Consider the following 18,136-nt stretch of genomic DNA (forward strand, 5'->3'; position numbering starts at 1 on the left):
AGGAGAAAAAAAGACATCCGCGAAGCGGAGCACAGTCCAACAGGAGGAGGAGACCCCACAATGGAACGCCGCAAGTTTCTTACGAGTGCCGCCCTCGGCGCCGCCGCCGCGCCGCTGGCCACCCCCGCGCTGGCGCAGTCGCGCACCGACATGGTCATCGTGTCGACCTGGGGCCGCGACTTTCCCGGTCTCGGCACAAGCGCGCAGCGTCTTTCCGCGCGCATCGAGGAGCTGACCGAGGGCCGCATCGCGGTGCAGTACTTCGCGGCGGGCGAGCGCGTCGGCGCGTTCGACAGCTTCGACGAGGTCGCGAGCGGCAACGCGCAGGGCTACATCGCCGGCGACTACTACTGGAAAGGCAAGCATGCCGGCTGGGCGCCCTTTGCCGCGATCCCCTTCGGCCTGACCTACACCGAGATGGACGCCTGGATGAAGTTCATGGGCGGCCAGGAGCTGCACGACAAGCTGGGCGACGAATTCGGCCTCAAGGGCTTTGCCTGCGGCAATACCGGCGTGCAGATGGGCGGCTGGTTCAACAAGGAGATCAACAGCCCCGATGACCTGCGCGGCCTGAAGATGCGTATTCCGGGCCTCGGCGGGGACGTCATGGCCAAGGTCGGCGCGTCGCCGGTGTCGCTCCCGGGCGGGCAGATCTACGAGAACCTCGTCTCGGGCGCGATCGACGCGACCGAGTGGGTCGGTCCCTGGAACGACTTCTTCCTCAAGCTCTACGAGGCGGCGCAGTACTATTACTGGCCGGGCTTCCACGAGCCGGGCACGCAGCTGACGCTGGGGATGAACAAGGAATGGTGGTCGGGCCTCTCGGCCAATGACCAGAACCTCATCGAAGCCGCCTGCAACGAGGAGAACGCCCGCCAGGCCGCCGAGACCAACGCCAACAACGGCGTCTATCTCCAGCGACTGCTGGACGAGTACGGCGTCGAGCTGCGTGAGTTCAACGACGACATCTACGAGGCGCTCGGCGAGGCTTCGAACGAGGTGATCGAGGAAACCCGCGATCACAGCGCGCTGGCGGCCGAGATCATCGACAGCGCGCTGGCCGCACGGGACCAGGTGGGGGCCTGGGCCGCGCTGGCCGATGCGCCGTATGTCGCGAAGCGCAACCGCTTCCTCGACCTCTGAGAGACGCGTGCGGGGCCGGGCGCAAACGTCCCGGCCCCGCAACGCATCGCCCGGCCCCTGCCAGCGGGAGACTGAGCCGCCATGGAGCTTTTCGCCGACACGCCGACGCGCGCGGTCCGGACACGCCTGTTCGGCTGGGTCATGCTGGCGGTCCTGGCCGCCTATCTGGTCAACGTCGTCCTGACATTCTGGATGGGCTTTCCCGGCCTCAGCGGATTGTGGAGCGGTGATGGCGGGGGCACGGTGCTTCTGGCCGCGCTGCAGGCGGTGGCCTATGCCGCGGCCGTCGCCCTGGCCGTGGGGGGCGTGGGCGCCAATTCGCACCGGGGCCTTCGCGCCGACGCGGCGCTGGTGACCGCGATCAACACCTTCATCGTGCGCGCGGCGTTCTGGATCGTGCTGCTCGTCGGGCTCGGGGATGCGTTGATTTCGTTTCTCCGGGTCGAGGGGATGCTCGAGGCCTGGGTCGGCGGGGACCTCGCCAGCGATCTGGGCCGCTCGCAGTTCCGCGGCACGTTCGTGCACGCGCCCTTGGTAGTGCTGGGCATCGTCATCGGCGCGTTCACCCGGTCGCTGGGCTTCATCTGGCTCGCGCTCCTGGTGGTCGCGGCCGAACTGGTGATCGTGCTGACGCGCTTCGTCTTTTCCTACGAGCAGGCCTTCATGGCCGATCTCGTGCGGTTCTGGTACGGCGCGCTGTTCCTGTTCGCCTCGGCCTACACGCTGCTCGAGGACGGGCATGTGCGGGTCGACCTGTTCTATGCCGGGATGGCCCGCGCCAAGAAGGGCCGCGTCAACGCCGCGGGGTCGATCCTGCTGGGAATGTTGCTGTGCTGGACGGTGCTGATCATCGGATGCGGCACCGCCAACAGCGTCATCGTCAGCCCGATCCTCGTCTTCGAGGTGACGCAGTCCGGCTTCGGGATGTACGTGAAGTACTTCATGGCCGGCTTCCTCGGCCTCTTTGCCGTCACCATGCTGATCCAGTTCGTGGCGCAGCTCTTCGATGCCGTCGCGGACACGCGCGGCGAGCCCGGCGCGCGCGATGCGCACGCCGACATGATGTGATCCGACAGACCACGAGGGACCGTCCCCGATGGAGATCTTCTTTCTCGTCCTGCTCATCGTCATCATGGCGGGGGCGCTGGGGTCCGGCTATCCGGTCGCGTTCTCGCTGCCCGGTGCCGCGATCCTCACCGTCCTGCTCGCCGCAGGGGCGGGGTGGCTGTTCGCCGGATCGACCGATGCGTTCTTTGCCTCGGGCGGGCCGTCGCAATGGCTAAGCGCGGGGGTCACCAACCTGCGCGGGGTCTACTGGGAGCCCGAGCGCGACACCCTGATCGCCATTCCGCTGTTCATCTTCATGGGCATCATGCTGCAGCGGTCGAAGATCGCCGAGGACCTGCTGGTCACGATGGCGCAGCTCTTCGGGCCGGTGCCGGGTGGGCTCGGCATCTCGGTCGTGCTGGTGGGCACGCTGCTGGCCGCGACGACGGGGATCGTCGGGGCGACGGTGGTGGCGATGGGCCTGATCTCGCTGCCGGCGATGATGCGCTCGGGCTATTCCAACGCGCTTGCCTCGGGGACGATCGCGGCCTCGGGCACGCTGGGGCAGATCATCCCGCCTTCGATCGTGCTCATCATCCTGGCCGACCAGCTTGCCAGCGCGACCGACCAGGCCGACCAGGCGCGGCAGGCGCTGTTCAAGGAGGTCACCGGCGAATTCTCGATGCCGACCGAGTTCGCCGTCACCTCGACCAGCGCCGGCGAGATGTTCCTGGGCGCGCTGGCGCCGGGGCTGGTGCTGGTGGGGCTCTACATCCTCTTCATCCTGGGGCTGGCGCTGATCCGTCCGCGGCTGGCCCCCGCGGTGCCCTACGAGGGGCGCTATGACGCCAAGTTCCTTGGCGACGTCCTGCTGGCGATGGTGCCGCCGCTCGCGCTGATCCTGCTGGTGCTGGGCTCGATCATCATGGGCGTCGCGACCGTGAACCAGGCGGGCGCGATCGGGGCCGTGGGCGCGATGGTGATGGCGGGATACAGGCTGCATCCCGGCGGACCGCTGCGGTTCGTGCCGGCGCTCATGGCAATTGCCGCGCTGGCGCTGATCGTCGTGGTGGTGGCGAACTACGACACCAACGTCCGAAACATCCAGAGCGAGGCCGACGCCTTCGGCGTTACGCTGGCCGCGATCGGCGTCGCCGTGCTGCTGGTGTCGATCGTCTGGAGCGGGTGGCGCACCTTCCGCCAGGACGACGCGCTGACCGGAACGATGGTCGAGACGGCCAAGACGACCTCTCTGGTGTTCATCATCCTGCTGGGCGCGGCGATGCTGACGGCGGCGTTCCGCGCCTTCGGCGGCGAAGAACTGGTGCGCGAGTTCCTGAACGGGCTGCCCGGCGGGTTCTGGAGCAAGTTCGTCATCGTCATGGCGGTGATCTTCGTCCTGGGCTTCTTCCTCGACTTCATCGAGATCGCCGTGGTCGTCGTGCCCATCGTGACGCCGATCCTGCTGGCCGATCCGGCCGCCAACGTCACCGCCGTGTGGCTGGGCGTGATGATCGGCCTCAACATCCAGACCTCGTTCCTGACCCCGCCCTTCGGCTTCGCGCTGTTCTACCTTCGGGGCGTAGCGCCGGCGGCGGTCCGGACGATCCAGATCTATCGCGGGGTCGTGGCCTTCATCGGGCTGCAGCTGATCGCCCTGCTGATCGTCGCCTTCAACCCGCCGCTGGTGAACTACCTGCCGAACCGGACCTCTCTGCTGGCAGAGACCGCGCCGCCGCCGGTGAACCCGGCACTGCAATTCTGCATGGAGGACTACGTCGCCGAGACCTTCGACGAGCGGGGCGACGACATCCGCGCCGCGATCGACCGCGCTGCGTCGCTCGACCTGTCCTATCTGCCCGAGGACCTGCGCGACGAGTTCGCCGACGGCATCGAGGCGGCGCGCGAGTCCTTCACGCTGATGGACGAGATCCGCGCCGCCGAAGAGGCGGTGGCCGCTGCCGCGCCGGAGTATCGGCCGCAGCACACGATGGTGCGCGACCTTCAGTCCGAGGTGCGCGGGCTCTCGGAGCGGATCGAAGAGCTGGAGACCCGGATCCGCCGCGGCTTTGGCGATACCGAGGCGCAGGAGGCGACGCTGGAACAGTTGCAATCCGAGCGCGAGGCGATCCAGTCGCAGATCCCCGAGGGCTGGGACGACGTGCATGCCGAGTTCGCCACGCTTACCGACGAAGAGCGCCGCGCCCGTCTGACCTATCGCCGGACCGTGGACGACGCCTACGAGCCGGTGCCGCGCCTGCAGGCGATCATCGCGGACGCCGATGCGCTCGCTGCGCTGGAGGATGAGGTGGCCGGCCTGCAGGACGCCGACCTTGAGGCGATGGATGGCGAGACCGCGGACCAGCGTTTCGGCGAGGTCGAGAGCCGGGTCGGAGAGGTCGCCGGCGCCGACGACATCCGCGGGCTGCTGGCGGATGCGCGCCGCGACATCGACGACCGCGAGCCCGATCCGGCCGCCGCGCGCGAGTCGGTGGATGAAGCGGTGCAGCTGCTGCGCTCGGAGGTGGAATGGCGGAACCGCGCCGCGGACGAGCTGGCCCCGGCGCTGGCCGAGTACGAGCGGGCGATCCGCACCACCATCGGCCTGCGCAGCCTGCCGCGGCTGCCACGGGAGCAGGCGCTGGAGATCGCCGCCTGCAAGTCGGACCACCGCGACATCTCGCTGAACTTCTAGAGCGGGCAGGGGGCGGGCCGGCCCGCCCCCTCTGGTGTCTCCCGCGCGGCGGGAGTAAGCGTCGGGAATGCTTACGTTCCGACCTCGCATGCCGTCCCGCCCCGTGCTCAAGGCGACGGCCCTCGCGATCGCTGTCGGTGCGCTCTGCGGCGTGTGCGCCGCCCTGGCGCATCTGCCGATTCCGTATCTTCTGGGCGCGCTTTTGGGCTCTGCGGTGCTCGTTGGATTCGCGCCGGGGCTCTTTCCCGACGACTACAAGTTCCCGCAGCCCTTCCGCTTTGCCTTCGTTGGCGTGATCGGCGCGATGATCGGGGCGCAGGTCGATCCCGAGTTCGTCCACCGCATCCCCCAACTGGGCATGACGTTGACCGGGGTGGCGGTCTTCGTCATCACCGCCCATGCTCTGAGCTACATGCTGTTCCGCCGGATGGGCGGCTATGACCGCGCGACCGCGTTCTTCTGCGGCTCGCCCGGCGGCCTTCTTGAGAGCATCACGCTGGGCGAGGCGGCGGGGGCCGATGTGCGGGTGCTTACGCTGCACCACTTCCTGCGGATCATCCTGGTGGTCGCGGTTCTGCCGCTGGGCATGTCGTTGGTCTATGGCCGGGCGCTCGGGTCGTCCGCGGGCGAGGGCTTCGCCCACGGCGCGGCGGAATTGTCGAGCCTGCCGATCCTCCTGGTGCTTTGCGCAGGGGGCAGCGTCCTGGGGCTGCTCCTGCGTCTTCCGGCGGCGCCCTTGAGCGGGCCGATGCTGCTGGCCGGAATCGGGTCAGGCGCGGGGCTGATCGAGCTGAACCCGCCGAACTGGGTCACGCAGGTGGCGCAGGTGGTGATCGGCGTGTCGCTGGGCGTGCGCTTCATCGGGGTGACCCGCGACCTGCTGTGGCGCGTGCTGAAGCTGTCCGTGGTGGGCGTCGCGATGATGCTGGCCATCGGGGCCGCGATCGCCGAGGCGCTTCATTTGCTCACCGGCGAGCCGTGGGACGTGCTGCTGATCTCGCTGACGCCCGGCGGCGTGATCGAGATGGGGCTGATCGCGCTGTCGCTGTCGGTGAACCCCGCCTTCGTGACGGTGCATCACCTGTTCCGGATCGTGCTGACGGTGTTGGAGATCACGACGGTCGGCAAGTACGTGATCGGCCGCGATGCGGCCCAGCGATGATCTTCGGCTGGAAAATGGAGCGGGCGATGAGATTCGAACTCACGACCCTTACCTTGGCAAGGTAATGCTCTACCCCTGAGCTACGCCCGCGTCCGTGGGTGAGGCGGTAGGTATCGCGCGTGGCCGGAGGCTGCAAGGGGGATTGGCGAGAAAAACAACAGGTTTCCGCGGGAAAATGGCACGCGCGACAGCGCGGTGGCTGCGTGTTTTCCGGTCCTGTGGGGAGGTCCCAAATTGGAGCGGGCGATGAGATTCGAACTCACGACCCTTACCTTGGCAAGGTAATGCTCTACCCCTGAGCTACGCCCGCATCCGTTGGGTGAGGCGGTGAGTAACGTGGCCGTGCGGGGCCTGCAAGTGAAAATTTCGCCGCCCCCGAAACCTGTCCCGTCCGGGGGCGGCGCGAGCTCATTCCAGCTCGATGAGCAGGTCCTTGGCGTCGATCTGCGCGCCGGGCGAGACATGCACGGCCTTGATGGTCGCGTCCCGTTCGGCGTGGATGCCGGTTTCCATCTTCATCGCCTCGATGGTCAGCAACAGGTCGCCCTGCTTGACCGACGCGCCGGGCTGCGCGGCGATCGAGGCGACGACGCCCGGCATCGGCGCGCCCAGGTGGTTCGGGTTGCCGACTTCGGCCTTGGGCTTGGCCCCGGTCGAGGCGCCGGCCTTGCGGTTGGCCACGCGGATCAGGCGCGGCTGGCCGTTCAGCTCGAAGAAGACCTTGGCGATTCCGTCCTCGTCAGTCTCGCCGATCGCCTGGCAGCGGATTTCCAACGTCTTGCCGGGGTCGATCTCGGCCGAGATTTCCTCGCCCGGTTCCATGCCGTAGAAGAAGGTGCCGGTGGGCAGGGTGCGGACGGGGCCGTATTCCTCGTGCCGCGCGACGTAGTCGGTGAACACCTTGGGATACATCAGGTACCCGTTCAGGTCCTCGTTGTCGAAGTCGATATCCTCGAACTTCGCCTGCAGCTCCTGCCGCTTCTCCTCGAAGTCGACCGGTTTCAGGTGCTTGCCCGGACGGTCGGTATAGGCCTTCTCGTTCTTCAGGGCCTTCTTCAGCAGCCACTGGGGCCAGCCGCCCGGCGGTTGGCCGAGATTGCCGCGCAGCATGTCGATGACGCTGTCGGGGAAGGTGACCTCTTTCTTCGGATCCTCGACATCCGCGCGGGTCAGGCCCTGGCTAACCATCATCAGCGCCATGTCGCCCACGACCTTCGACGACGGCGTCACCTTCACGATGTCGCCGAACATCTGGTTCACGTCGGCATAGGCCTGCGCGACCTCGTGCCAGCGGTCCTCGAGCCCCAGCGAGCGCGCCTGCGCCTTGAGGTTGGTGAACTGCCCGCCCGGCATCTCGTGTAGGTAGACCTCTGAGGCGGGGGCCTGCATGCCGGATTCGAAGGCGGTGTAATAGCCGCGCACCGCTTCCCAGTAGTTCGAGATCTCGCGCACCGCCCCGATGTCCAGCCCGGTCTCACGCTCAGTATGGGACAGCGCGGCGACGATGGTGCCCAAGGTGGCCTGGCTGGTGTTGCCCGACAGTGAATCCATCGCGCAATCGACCGCGTCGACGCCGGCATCCGCGGCGGCGAGGATCGAGGCGCCGGCGATCCCGGCAGTGTCGTGGGTGTGGAAGTGGATCGGCAGGCCGACCTCTTCCTTCAGCGCCTTGAACAGAATCCGGGCCGAGGCCGGTTTCAGCAGGCCGGCCATGTCCTTGAGCCCCAGGACGTGCGCACCGGCGGCCTTCAGCTCTTGCCCCATTGAGACGTAGTACTTCAGGTCGTACTTCGAGCGCTCGGGGTCCAGCAGGTCGCCGGTATAGCAGATCGCACCCTCGCAGACCTTGCCGCTGTCGACGACCGCGTCCATCGCCACGCGCATGTTCTCGACCCAGTTCAGCGAGTCGAACACGCGGAAGACGTCGACGCCCGAGTCGGCGGCCTGGGCGATGAAACCCTGCACGACGTTGTCGGGATAGTTCGTGTAGCCGACGCCGTTGGAGGCCCGCAGCAGCATCTGCGTCATCAGGTTCGGCATCGCGCGGCGCAGGTCGCGCAGGCGCTGCCAGGGACATTCCTGCAGGAAGCGGTAGGCGACGTCGAAGGTCGCGCCGCCCCAGCATTCCACGCTGAACAACTGCGGCAGGTTCGCGGCATAGGTCGGCGCGACCCGGATCATGTCGATCGAGCGCATCCGCGTGGCCAGCAGCGACTGATGGCCGTCGCGCATCGTGGTGTCGGTGATCAGCAGCTGGGGCTGCTCGAGCATCCAGTCGGCCACCGCCTGCGCGCCCTGTTCCTCGAGGATCTGCTTGGCCCCGCGCGGCGGCGTGTCGACCCGCGGCTTGGGCGGGCGGGGGATGCGCGCGTCGGGCGATGGCTTGTTCCGCCCTTCGGTCTCGGGGTGACCGTTGATGGTGATGTCGGCGATGTAGGTGAGGATCTTCGTCGCCCGGTCGCGCCGCGGCTTGAAGTCGAAGAGCTCGGGCGTCTGGTCGATGAACTTCGTGTGGTACTCGTTATTCAGGAAGACCGGGTGCTTCAGCAGGTTGATGACGAAGTCGATGTTGGTGCTGACGCCGCGGATACGGAACTCGCGCAGGGCGCGGTCCATGCGCGCGATCGCGGCCTCGGGCGTCGGCGCCCAGGCGGTGACCTTTTCCAGCAGCGAGTCATAGTAACGGGTGATGACGGCGCCGGAATAGGCGGTCCCCCCGTCCAGCCGGATGCCCATGCCCGTCGCGCCCCGGTAGGCGGTGATGCGGCCGTAGTCGGGGATGAAGTTGTTGGTCGGGTCCTCGGTCGTGATCCGGCACTGGATCGCGTGGCCGGATAGCTCGACGTCGTACTGGGTGGCGACGCCCGTGGCCTCGACCAGGCTCTTGCCCTCGGCGATGAGGATCTGGGCGCGGACGATGTCGATGCCGGTGACCTCCTCGGTCACGGTGTGCTCGACCTGGACCCGCGGGTTCACCTCGATGAAGAAGAACTCGCCGGTGTCCATGTCCATCAGGAATTCGATGGTGCCGGCACATTCGTAGCCGACCTGCTCGGCGATCTTGCGGCCGAGGTTGCAGAGCTGCTCGCGCTGCGCGTGAGAGAGGTAGGGCGCCGGCGCGCGCTCCACGACCTTCTGGTTGCGGCGCTGGACCGAGCAATCGCGTTCCCAGAGATGATAGATGTTGCCCTGGCTGTCGCCCAGGATCTGCACCTCGACGTGGCGCGCGCGCTGGATCATCTTCTCGAGATAGCCCTCGCCGTTGCCGAACGCGGCCTCGGCCTCGCGTCGGCCCTCGCGCACCTTTTCCTGCAGCTCCTCGGGCTTGAGGATCGGGCGCATGCCCCGGCCGCCGCCGCCCCAGCTGGCCTTGAGCATCATCGGATAGCCGACCTCCTCGGCCACGCGGGCGGTTTCGTCCTCGTCGTCGCCCAGCACCTCGGAGGCGGGGATGACGGGCACGCCGGCCTCGATCGCGACCTTCCGGGCGCTGGCCTTGTCGCCCAGGGCGCGCATGGTCTCGGACTTGGGGCCGATGAAGGTGATGCCGGCTTCGCGGCAGGCCTCGACGAAATGCGGGTTCTCGGACAGCAGGCCATAGCCGGGGTGGATCGCGTCCGCGCCCGACATCTTCGCGACGCGGATGATCTCCTCGATCGAGAGATAGGCGCCGACCGGTCCCAGATCCTCGCCGATCAGGTAGGCCTCGTCCGCCTTGAAGCGGTGCAGGCACAGCTTGTCCTCGGCGGCGTAGACGGCGACCGTGCGTTTGCCCAGCTCGTTGGCCGCCCTCATGATGCGGATCGCGATTTCGCCCCGGTTCGCGATCAGGATCTTCTGGAATTCGGCCATCGGCAAGGTCCCCGCTTTCTTTTGCAACTGCAGCATGCAGCCTAGTGCGGGGGGCGGCAACGGTAAACTCCGCCCGGCGCGGGGTGCCGGGCGGTGGGTCGACGGGGCCGCCTAGATGTCGCGCACGCTGGCCTCGGCCAGCACCCGCACCGTCATGCTATGCGAGGTCGGGGCAGGGGACGAGGTGTCGGGCAACTCACTTGCCGAGGACGCATCACGAAGATCCGCCACGGACCGTTCCAGCCCGCGGCACAGGCGGATCAGCCGATCCAGCCGGTCGGCCAGCGCCGGGTCGGCGTCGTCCCTGAGGATATCGAGGCCGTGCTGTAGCTGGGCCATCTGCATGTCGGCCTGCGCGCTCAGGAAGCGCACGTCGTCGAGCGCCCGCTCGAGATGGTGCGTGTCGTGTTCCCGGGGCAGTTCGATCGCCGAGCCGACGATCCGTTCCCAGCCCGCCGCGCCGTGCACCGGCTGGATCGTTACGCTCCACAGGCGCGGGCCACGGCCGAGATCGATGTGCTCGACATAGCGAAGCGGCTGTCGGCGGCGCAGGCAGTCGTCGTAGCGCGAGATGACCGCGCGTGCCTGTGGCGGGGGCAGGACGTCGTCGGGCGTCTTTCCGACCAGCATGCGCGCCTCGATGCCGGATTCGGCGACGTTGGCGCGGTTGACGTGAATGAACTCGAACGGGTCCCGTGACGATGGCCGCTCGGCGGCGAACATCGGGACTTGGGACGAGTCGAGGGCGAAGCGGAGCTCTTTCAGATCAGGAGTGGTGTACATGCGCGGGGACGTTCCGAAGAATGATGCCCGATCCTCGCGCGAAAGTAGTTAACCGCTCGTAAATGCCAAACCACATTCCGCGGCGCGGCGTCCGATCCCGGTCGGCGCGGGCAGGGGCATCTCGCGGCCGCGCGACTGGGACGGGGTCGCGAGGCCCATCTGCCCCATGTCGGCGAGAAGCCCCTCGCGCAGGACATGGATGGCGTGGGCCGCCCCCGCCGGGCCGAACGCGGCCAGCCCGTAATGCACCGCGCGCCCGATCATCACGAAGTCCGCCCCCCGCGCCATGAGCCGCAGGATGTCCGTCCCCGAGCGGATCGACCCGTCGGCGATCACCGGCATGTCCGGGCCGACGGCCTCGCGGATCGCGGGCAGGATCGCCGCCGGTGCCGGGGCCGCCTCGAACTGTCGTCCGCCGTGGTTCGACACCCAGACGGCATCGGCCAGACCGGCGAGTCGCTGCGCGGCCTCGGGGTCCAGCACGCCCTTGACCACGAGCGGCCCGTCCCATTCGTCGCGCACCGCGCGGAGATAGTCCCAGTCGGGCGCGCAACGCAGCAGATAGCCGATATGTTCGGTCGACGGGCGCGCGCCGCCGGCGCCTCCCTTGGCGTAGGGCTCCAGCGTCTTGAGCCGCGGCATCCCCATCCGCGCCATGCCGAGCGCCCAGGCGGGCTTCTGCACGATCTGCGCCAGGATCGGTGCGGTGACCTTCATCGGGTTCGACAGACGCGCGCGCCGCTGGCGCTCGCGGCGGCTGGCCACCGGCACGTCGGCGGTCAGGATCAGCGTGTGAAACCCGGCGTCCTTCGCGCGGCGCATCAGGTCGCGGCGAATTTCCGGATCGCCCGGCGGATAAAGCTGGAACCAGCCGCGGCCGCCGGTCTCGGGGCCGATGTCCTCGGGCGTCTCTGCGGCCACGTTGGACAGGCAGAACGGCAGGCCCTGCTCGGCGGCGAGTCGCGCGAGGTGGCGTTCGGCATCGGGCCAGACGAGGCCGGACATGCCCACCGGCGCAAGACCGACCGGCAGCGCGTACTCGTGGCCCAGCAGGCGGGTCGCGGTGTCGCGCTCGGGCGCGCCGGCCAGGATGGCGGGGCGCAGGACGACCGAGTCGAGCGCCTCTTCGGAGCGGTTGCGCGAGGACTGATCCCCCGTGGCGCTGTCCAGGTACTCCCACACGAAATGGGGCAGCCGGCGGCGCGCGCGGTCTCGCAGGTCTGAGATGGCGGGATGCGAAAGGTCGAGATCCATGCGGATCTCATAGCGCGGCACGCCGGGGCGGGGAAGGCACCGGTCGGGGCCTCGATCGGCCGATTGCTGGGGAGGCGCGCCGGAATGGCCGTTCGGCCGGGAGGAGAAACCGTTCGGCGCGGGCGTTGCCGGCAAAGCGGTGAGACGCTGTCGTCCGGCGCGCCTCACCGGCTAGGTTAGCACGTGGATCGCCCTTGGCGAGACGGGTGGGAAAAATTTCGCTTTGGGGTTGTGGAACACAACACGAACGCGGACTTTTCGCGCGGGTGCGAATGGGCTAGGTTCCGGGCATGAGCAGTTTCGACGAAGATGACGCGTTCGAGAACGCCGTCCCGCTGTCGGCGCAGGCGATGGCCGCCCGGCCGGCGCCCTATCTCGATGACCTGAACCCGGCGCAGCGGCGCGCGGTCGAGGCGCTGGACGGGCCTGTCCTCATGCTGGCCGGGGCGGGGACGGGCAAGACCAAGGCGCTGACCACTCGGATCGCGCATCTTTTGAACACCGGACGGGCGCGGCCGAACGAGATCCTTTCGGTGACCTTCACCAACAAGGCCGCGCGCGAAATGAAGGAGCGTGTGGGCCGCCTTCTGGGCCAGACGGTCGAAGGGATGCCGTGGCTGGGGACGTTCCATGCGATCTGCGTCAAGCTGCTGCGCCGCCATGCCGAACTGGTGGGGCTCAAGTCGAACTTCACGATCCTCGACACGGACGACCAGATTCGGCTGCTCAAGCAGCTCATCGTGGCCGAGAACATCGACGAGAAACGGTGGCCGGCGCGGCAGCTGTCGGGGCTGATCGACCACTGGAAGAACCGCGCCTGGACCCCCGACAAGGTGCCCGCGTCCGAGGCGTCGGCGTTCAATCACCGGGGCACGGAACTTTACGATTACTACCAGCAGCGGCTGAAGGCCCTGAACGCGGTCGATTTCGGCGATCTTCTTCTGCACGTCCTGACGATCTTCCAGGAGCACGAGGACGTCCTGGCGCAGTACCAGCGCTGGTTCCGCTATATCCTCGTTGACGAGTACCAGGACACCAACGTCGCGCAGTATCTCTGGTTGCGGCTCCTCGCGCAGGGACACCGCAACATCTGCTGCGTCGGCGACGACGACCAGTCGATCTATGGCTGGCGCGGCGCCGAGGTGGGCAACATCCTGCGCTTCGAAAAGGACTTCCCCGGCGCCGAGGTCGTGCGGCTGGAGCAGAACTATCGCTCGACCCCACACATCCTGGGCGCCGCGTCGGGCGTGATCGATGCCAACCAGGGGCGGCTCGGGAAGGAGCTCTTCACCGATCTGCCCGAGGGCGAGAAGGTCCGGCTGATCGGTCACTGGGATGGCGAGGAAGAGGCCCGCTGGATCGGCGAAGAGATCGAGGCGATGGCCGGCGGCACCCGCGGGATGCGCAGGGTCGGGCTGGACGAGATGGCGATTCTCGTGCGCGCGTCGCACCAGATGCGCGCGTTCGAGGACCGGTTCCTGACGATCGGCCTGCCGTACCGCGTGATCGGCGGCCCGCGCTTCTACGAGCGGATGGAGATTCGCGACGCGATGGCCTATTTTCGGCTGGCCGTGTCGCCCGACGACGATCTCGCCTTCGAGCGGGTGGTCAACACGCCCAAGCGGGGGCTCGGGGACAAGGCGCAGCAGAAGATACAGGTCATGGCGCGCAGCCAGGGCGTGAGCCTTGCCGACGGCGCGCGCCTGCTGCTTCAGGACAAGGGTCTGACCGGCAAGGGCGCGACCGAGCTGCGGATCCTCGTCGATGCCATCGCGCGTTGGAACGACGCCGTCCGCGCGGGCGAGGGCAGCCATATCGAGTTGGCCGAGACGATCCTCGAGGAATCGGGCTATACTGCCCATTGGCAGAACGACAAGACGCCCGAGGCGCCGGGCCGGCTCGAGAACCTGAAGGAGCTGGTGAAGGCGCTGGAGCAGTTCGAGAACCTGCAGGGCTTTCTCGAGCACGTTGCGCTGATCATGGACCGCGATTCCGATGACGACGGCGCGAAGGTCTCGATCATGACGCTCCACGGAGCGAAGGGGCTCGAGTTTCCGGCGGTGTTCCTGCCGGGCTGGGAGGACGGCCTGTTCCCCTCGCAGCGGTCGATGGACGAATCCGGGCTCAAGGGGCTCGAGGAAGAGCGGCGGCTGGCCTATGTCGGCATCACCCGCGCCGAAGAAATCTGCACGATCTCGTTCGCGGCCAACCGACGCGTCTTCGGCCAGTGGCAGTCGGCGCTGCCGTCCCGCTTCATCGACGAGCTGCCCTCGCGCCATGTCGAAGTGCTGACGCCGCCGGGCCTCTATGGCGGCGGCTACGGCGCCGCAGGCATGGCGGCCAGCGCGTCGCCCAAGATGCAGCAGGAGGCCGGGTCAGATCTGCACGAGCGGGCGGCAAGCTCGAACGTCTACAACTCGCCGGGCTGGCGGCGCCTCCAGGCGCGCAGCGCCGAGCGGCCGGTCAGCCAGCCGCGTGAAAACCGGAACATGGTGATCGATGCGACGGCGGTCTCGTCCTTTTCCGAGGGCGACCGCGTGTTTCACCGCAAGTTCGGCTATGGCGAAGTGCAGGGCGTCGAGGGCGACAAGCTGGACATCGCGTTCGAGAAGTCCGGCAACAAGAAGGTCGTGGCCAAGTTCGTCGTCGACGCGGCGAACGCGGACGACGTGCCGTTCTAGGCCACGCGCCGACCATCCTGACAGGAAAATCTGGGCGGACATGCGGCGGCTCAGGAGGAGGAAAACCGCCGCATGCCGCGCCCGTCGTCGGCTGTCGCGCGAGGGAGAGGCGCGCGATCGGCCATGTCCACGTGATACCGCGGCAAATGTTGTGATTGGATTTACGCAAAGGAAAAAGCGGCGACCCCAGGGAGGAGGAGGGGGCCGCCGCCATGTTCCGAACCGTGCACATCCGGGAGGAGGTGAATGCGACGGCTCTTCAACGCGTTGCCCCAGGGAGGAGGAGAGGGGCGCGGCGCTGTCTCTGTCGGACCGTTTCGGCCCTGTTATTCCGGGGCGGCGACCCCAGGGAGGAGGAGGGGCCGCCGCCGTATTCGGAACCGCGCACGTCCGGGAGGAGGTGAACGCCGCGGCTCTTTCAACGCGTCCCCCAGGGAGGAGGAGAGAGGAACGCGCTGTCTCGGTAGGGCCAGTGGGCCCGGAAATTCGGGACGGCGACCCCAGGGAGGAGGAGGGGGCCGCCGCCTGTTCCGCACGACGGCCACCTGGGAGGAGGTAGGTGCCGCCGCTCGGCAAACGCGATCCCCAGGGAGGAGGAGAGGGGCTCGCGTTGTTTCTGGGCCTTTCGGCCCGGTATTCCAGTGCGGCGGCACCCGGGAGGAGGATAGGTGCCGCCGCCTTAACAGAGAGCCCAGGGAGGAGGAGGGGCTCTCCGAACCGATGTCAGGTGCGGCCGTAGGCCGCTTCCAGCGCGATGCCGCGGACCTGCGAGCGGCCGATCCCCAGATCCGCGAGTTCGCGGGTCGTCAGGGATTGCAGCTCGGTCAGCGTGCGGCGATACAGGCGCCAGCGCGTCCAGCGCTCCTGCAGGTTGTCCATGATGCCGCCGGCCGACCCGGTCAGGGTGGCGTCGTAGCGGCGGGTCTGAGGGTCGGCATACGCCATAGTGGAACCCCTTTCTGTATACTTGCTGCGGTGCAGTATGTTTTTTCTGCGCCGCGCTGCGTTAGCGTTGTCAGTAAAATAAGCCACTGACCTCGCTTCGCAACTGCGGAACTTCTCAATGCTGCCATGCAGCATCTGCATGGGGACTGAGTGCGATTTGCATGCAATGCGCCTGAAAATTGCGCACGGGGCGGGCGCAGCTTGTTGTCGACGCTACGTCATGTTTCCTATGTCCCGATTGTTAGGCAAGGGACCGACGCCATGAGTGCGACCCGCGACGACATTCTCGAAACGCTGCGCGACATTTCCCTTCCGGACGGAGGGACCCTGGTGTCGCGCGACATGGTGCGCGCGCTGTCGGTCGACGGCGGTGCCGTGCGCTTCGTGATCGAGGCCCCCGATGCCGAGGTCGCCAAGACCCTCGGCGAGGTCCGCGAGTCGGCCGAGCGCGCGGTGCGGGCGCTGGAGGGGGTCGAGTCAGTTTCCGTCGTGCTGACCGCGCACGGGCCGGCGGACAAGTCGGCGCCGCAGCCCCAGCGCGAAGAACCGAAGGGCGAGGCGCCGTCGCTCAAGGTGGGGCGTCATCCCACGTCCCAGAACAGCGGGCCGCAGAAGGTGAGCGGCGTCGACCGCATCATCGCGGTGGCCTCCGGCAAGGGCGGTGTCGGCAAATCGACCCTCTCGGCGAATCTTGCGGTGGCGCTCGCGCGGCAGGGCCGGCGAGTCGGATTGCTCGATGCCGACATCTATGGCCCGAGCCAGCCACGCATGATGGGTGTCAGCGAGCGTCCGGCCTCGCCGGACGGCAAGACGATCATCCCGCTCAAGGCGCATGGCGTGACGGTGATGTCGATCGGCCTGATGGTCGAGCAGGACAAGGCCGTCGTCTGGCGCGGGCCGATGCTGATGGGCGCGCTGCAGCAGATGCTGGGGCAGGTCCAGTGGGGCGAGCTGGACGTCCTGATCGTCGACCTGCCGCCGGGCACGGGCGACGTGCAGCTGACCCTTTGCCAGCGCACGGCCCTCACCGGGGCCCTGGTGGTGTCGACACCGCAGGACGTGGCCCTGCTCGACGCGCGCAAGGCGCTCAACATGTTCGAGACGCTCAATACCCGCGTGCTCGGGCTGGTCGAGAACATGTCGGTCTTCGTCTGCCCCCATTGCGGCGGCGAGAGCCACATCTTCGGCAGCGGTGGCGTGAAGGCCGAGGCCGAAAAGATTGGCGTCCCGTTCCTGGGCGCCATGCCCTTGAGCCTTTCGGTTCGCGAATCCGGCGATGCCGGCGTTCCCGTCGCGGCGGGCGATGGGCCGGAGTCGGACGCTTATGCCGCGCTGGCCCTCCGCATGATCGATGGAGGCATGGGCTGACCAGACCCGTCGCGGGCGCCCATGGGATCGCATGGGCGCCGGTCATGGGACTTCATGGGAAATGACCCTCGAAATCGGCTGAGTCATGGAGATCAGTGGGATCGCATGCATCGCGGTTCCATCACGGATGCGCGATTCGCCCGATTCCGTGGAATCTGCGTCGATTTCCGATCCTGTTTCTTGCCGCGAGTCCACTTAAAAGGCTGTGGGCCGGGTAAGTAGATCCGGGATGCGTGCTTTTCCGCAACAACTGAATATTGTGTTCGGGGGGTCTGAAAAGCAAGATATAGACACTTCTCAGAAATTTTAACGATATGTGCCAGAATCCGGCCCTCTACCAGTAGCGGTCGGCCGACGGGCGGGCCCTACCTGAGGGCAAAAGCGACCCGGTCCCACACTTTCCCGTTGTTTCCCGTAATCTCCCATGGCATCCATAGGTCATCGGAAGCGGCGACGCACAAGAGGCACCCCAAGACCTCAAGGCATCACGATAAAACAAGAAACTGAGCAGGTTTCATACAGGCACAGCTTCTTCCGAAAACAAGAGTTCCGGTGCGCGGGCGAGCAGACATCCCCCCAGGTGGCGCGCGTAATCGGACCACCCCGGAGACGGGACGAGGGCGGCGGACCGATCAATGGCAGCAGATCGGGCCGCCGTTTTCGTGTCCGGGGTCATGTAACGGGGGCAGGTTGAGGAGCCGCGCCACGTGGTTCGGGCGTTCAGAGGCGAAAGCGTCCACAAGGTGGACACGAAGGGCCGGGTGTCGATTCCCGCCGGCTTTCGCCGTGTGCTCGAAGCGGGCGATCCCAACTTCACCGAAGGTCTGAACCCCGAGCTCGTCATCGTCTATGGTGGCGAGACCCGCGATTACCTCGAATGCTTCACGATGGACAGCATCGCGAAGATCGACGCCAAGATCAGCCGGCTGCCGCGCGGCTCGAAGAAGCGCAAGGCGCTCCAGCGGCTCTACCATACCCACGCCCACCCCACCTCGGTCGACGAGACCGGGCGTCTCGTCCTGCCGGCGAAGCTGCGCGAAAAGATCGGGCTCAACGGCGAGGCCTTCTTCGCGGGTACAGGCGAGACCTTCGAGATCTGGAGCCCCGAGGCCTACGACGCCTCGATCGGCGACGGCGGCGAGGACGAGGATTTCGATCCCGACGTCGATCCCGAGGTCTATCTCGACGGCGAGGAGGACTGACGCC

Annotated in this window: 11 protein-coding genes and 2 tRNA genes; 7 read left to right on the forward strand and 6 right to left on the reverse strand. The window is 67.4% G+C overall.

The window, feature by feature from the left end; genetic code table 11:
* The first annotated feature begins 60 nt into the window (after positions 1-60).
* The 4 genes from BMZ25_RS11505 (at position 61) to BMZ25_RS11520 (ending at position 6,047) form a co-directional block, all read left to right on the forward strand.
* Positions 61-1,143: a TRAP transporter substrate-binding protein gene (locus BMZ25_RS11505; protein ID WP_092693717.1), complete on the forward strand. Its 1,083-nt coding sequence runs from the start codon at positions 61-63 to the stop codon at positions 1,141-1,143.
* An 81-nt stretch (positions 1,144-1,224) separates the two neighbouring features.
* A complete protein-coding gene (locus tag BMZ25_RS11510) occupies positions 1,225-2,211 on the forward strand; it encodes a TRAP transporter small permease subunit (protein ID WP_092693719.1) in 987 nt (328 codons plus the stop codon).
* Between the two features lie 28 nt (positions 2,212-2,239).
* Entirely contained in the window at positions 2,240-4,885 is a 2,646-nt protein-coding gene (locus BMZ25_RS11515) for a TRAP transporter large permease (protein ID WP_092693721.1), read from the forward strand.
* Between the two features lie 88 nt (positions 4,886-4,973).
* Positions 4,974-6,047, forward strand: coding sequence for an AbrB family transcriptional regulator (locus tag BMZ25_RS11520; protein WP_092693723.1), 1,074 nt, complete (start codon positions 4,974-4,976; stop codon positions 6,045-6,047).
* Positions 6,048-6,062: 15 nt separating this feature from the next.
* Here the strand turns inward: BMZ25_RS11520 and BMZ25_RS11525 are convergent.
* The 5 genes from BMZ25_RS11525 to BMZ25_RS11545 all read right to left on the reverse strand — a co-directional run bounded on the left by BMZ25_RS11525 (position 6,063) and on the right by BMZ25_RS11545 (position 11,936).
* A tRNA-Gly gene (locus BMZ25_RS11525) sits at positions 6,063-6,137 on the reverse strand.
* A 145-nt stretch (positions 6,138-6,282) separates the two neighbouring features.
* Positions 6,283-6,357: transfer RNA gene (locus tag BMZ25_RS11530), tRNA-Gly, on the reverse strand.
* 98 nt (positions 6,358-6,455) lie between these two features.
* Positions 6,456-9,899 (reverse strand): pyruvate carboxylase, encoded by a 3,444-nt coding sequence (locus BMZ25_RS11535; RefSeq protein WP_092693725.1) that lies wholly within the window; start codon positions 9,897-9,899, stop codon positions 6,456-6,458.
* A gap of 111 nt (positions 9,900-10,010) precedes the next feature.
* A complete protein-coding gene (locus tag BMZ25_RS11540; protein WP_092693727.1) occupies positions 10,011-10,682 on the reverse strand; it encodes a PAS domain-containing protein in 672 nt (223 codons plus the stop codon).
* 48 nt (positions 10,683-10,730) lie between these two features.
* A complete protein-coding gene (locus BMZ25_RS11545; RefSeq protein WP_092693729.1) occupies positions 10,731-11,936 on the reverse strand; it encodes an alpha-hydroxy acid oxidase in 1,206 nt (401 codons plus the stop codon).
* Between the two features lie 290 nt (positions 11,937-12,226).
* Here BMZ25_RS11545 and BMZ25_RS11550 point away from each other — a divergent pair, with 290 nt between their 5' ends.
* Entirely contained in the window at positions 12,227-14,617 is a 2,391-nt protein-coding gene (locus BMZ25_RS11550; RefSeq protein ID WP_092693731.1) for an ATP-dependent helicase, read from the forward strand.
* Positions 14,618-15,340: 723 nt separating this feature from the next.
* Here BMZ25_RS11550 and BMZ25_RS11555 read toward each other — a convergent pair.
* Positions 15,341-15,562: a DUF1127 domain-containing protein gene (locus tag BMZ25_RS11555; RefSeq protein WP_092693733.1), complete on the reverse strand. Its 222-nt coding sequence runs from the start codon at positions 15,560-15,562 to the stop codon at positions 15,341-15,343.
* A 261-nt stretch (positions 15,563-15,823) separates the two neighbouring features.
* Between BMZ25_RS11555 and BMZ25_RS11560 the strand changes: the two genes are divergently transcribed.
* Positions 15,824-16,930, forward strand: coding sequence for an Mrp/NBP35 family ATP-binding protein (locus tag BMZ25_RS11560; protein WP_092693735.1), 1,107 nt, complete (start codon positions 15,824-15,826; stop codon positions 16,928-16,930).
* 707 nt (positions 16,931-17,637) lie between these two features.
* A complete protein-coding gene (mraZ, locus tag BMZ25_RS11565; RefSeq protein WP_177190453.1) occupies positions 17,638-18,132 on the forward strand; it encodes a division/cell wall cluster transcriptional repressor MraZ in 495 nt (164 codons plus the stop codon).
* Positions 18,133-18,136: the final 4 nt, after the last annotated feature.

Origin of the sequence: Tranquillimonas rosea (genome assembly GCF_900111315.1) — a bacterium.
GTDB lineage: Bacteria > Pseudomonadota > Alphaproteobacteria > Rhodobacterales > Rhodobacteraceae > Tranquillimonas > Tranquillimonas rosea.

Excerpts from the sequence above, each read along its gene's own strand:
- BMZ25_RS11505 (WP_092693717.1), top strand. The coding sequence starts at position 61 with ATGGAACGCCGCAAGTTTCTTACGAGTGCCGCCCTCGGCGCCGCCGCC.
- BMZ25_RS11510 (WP_092693719.1), top strand. The coding sequence starts at position 1,225 with ATGGAGCTTTTCGCCGACACGCCGACGCGCGCGGTCCGGACACGCCTG.
- BMZ25_RS11515 (WP_092693721.1), top strand. The coding sequence starts at position 2,240 with ATGGAGATCTTCTTTCTCGTCCTGCTCATCGTCATCATGGCGGGGGCG.
- BMZ25_RS11520 (WP_092693723.1), top strand. The coding sequence starts at position 4,974 with ATGCCGTCCCGCCCCGTGCTCAAGGCGACGGCCCTCGCGATCGCTGTC.
- BMZ25_RS11535 (WP_092693725.1), bottom strand. The coding sequence starts at position 9,899 with ATGGCCGAATTCCAGAAGATCCTGATCGCGAACCGGGGCGAAATCGCG.
- BMZ25_RS11540 (WP_092693727.1), bottom strand. The coding sequence starts at position 10,682 with ATGTACACCACTCCTGATCTGAAAGAGCTCCGCTTCGCCCTCGACTCG.
- BMZ25_RS11545 (WP_092693729.1), bottom strand. The coding sequence starts at position 11,936 with ATGGATCTCGACCTTTCGCATCCCGCCATCTCAGACCTGCGAGACCGC.
- BMZ25_RS11550 (WP_092693731.1), top strand. The coding sequence starts at position 12,227 with ATGAGCAGTTTCGACGAAGATGACGCGTTCGAGAACGCCGTCCCGCTG.
- BMZ25_RS11555 (WP_092693733.1), bottom strand. The coding sequence starts at position 15,562 with ATGGCGTATGCCGACCCTCAGACCCGCCGCTACGACGCCACCCTGACC.
- BMZ25_RS11560 (WP_092693735.1), top strand. The coding sequence starts at position 15,824 with ATGAGTGCGACCCGCGACGACATTCTCGAAACGCTGCGCGACATTTCC.